The sequence below is a fragment of the Arcobacter sp. CECT 8989 genome, from assembly GCF_004116715.1.
Lineage (GTDB): Bacteria > Campylobacterota > Campylobacteria > Campylobacterales > Arcobacteraceae > Halarcobacter.
The window spans coordinates 1-978 of the sequence record NZ_PDKE01000035.1 but is presented as its reverse complement, the minus strand read 5'-3'; the positions used below and the strand labels follow the sequence as shown (position 1 = coordinate 978).

Here is a 978-nt window from a genome sequence, read left to right as displayed (position 1 = left end):
CGGTGTCAGTGCCTCCGGCACGGATTAGCGGCCGGACCCCTCCACGTCGTGTGATTACCGGACCAAAACAACCGGCAGGTTCGCTTACCGCCCCAATGCGACGACGAACCCGGGGGCTCATGCTCACAGTCTGAGCGGTTCAACAGGGGCCGCGGGTGCTCATGCCCACTCAAGTGGTTTAATGATGAACAGTTCTGGCTGGCGTCAGTATGGAACAGCAACCATTACAGGAAGTTTATCCACAGTTAAAGGAACCAGCACACAGGGTATTGCTTATTTATCGAAAACGGACAGTCAGGGCAGCCACAGTCACTCATTGTCCGGTACAGCCGTGAGTGCCGGTGCACATGCGCATACAGTTGGTATTGGTGCGCACCAGCATCCGGTTGTTATCGGTGCTCATGCCCATTCTTTCAGTATTGGTTCACACGGACACACCATCACCGTTAACGCTGCGGGTAACGCGGAAAACACCGTCAAAAACATTGCATTTAACTATATTGTGAGGCTTGCATAATGGCATTCAGAATGAGTGAACAACCACGGACCATAAAAATTTATAATCTGCTGGCCGGAACTAATGAATTTATTGGTGAAGGTGACGCATATATTCCGCCTCATACCGGTCTGCCTGCAAACAGTACCGATATTGCACCGCCAGATATTCCGGCTGGCTTTGTGGCTGTTTTCAACAGTGATGAGGCATCGTGGCATCTCGTTGAAGACCATCGGGGTAAAACCGTCTATGACGTGGCTTCCGGCGACGCGTTATTTATTTCTGAACTCGGTCCGTTACCGGAAAATTTTACCTGGTTATCGCCGGGAGGGGAATATCAGAAGTGGAACGGCACAGCCTGGGTGAAGGATACGGAAGCAGAAAAACTGTTCCGGATCCGGGAGGCGGAAGAAACAAAAAAAAGCCTGATGCAGGTAGCCAGTGAGCATATTGCGCCGCTTCAGGATGCTGCAGATCTGGAA

General features: G+C 51.4%; 2 protein-coding genes. Both read left to right on the top strand.

The window, feature by feature from the left end; all coding sequences use genetic code 11:
• Positions 1-184 precede the first annotated feature (184 nt).
• Positions 185-517, top strand: coding sequence for a hypothetical protein (locus CRV02_RS15095; RefSeq protein WP_258239325.1), 333 nt, complete (start codon positions 185-187; stop codon positions 515-517).
• Positions 517-978, top strand: a 462-nt coding sequence (locus tag CRV02_RS14265; RefSeq protein ID WP_129090899.1) for a tail fiber assembly protein, incomplete at its 3' end; no start/stop codon positions are given. The genes CRV02_RS15095 and CRV02_RS14265, both read left to right, overlap by 1 nt.

Bases quoted from the DNA above. Each gene is read 5' to 3' on its own strand.
- CRV02_RS15095 (WP_258239325.1), top strand. From the start codon at position 185: ATGAACAGTTCTGGCTGGCGTCAGTATGGAACAGCAACCATTACAGGA.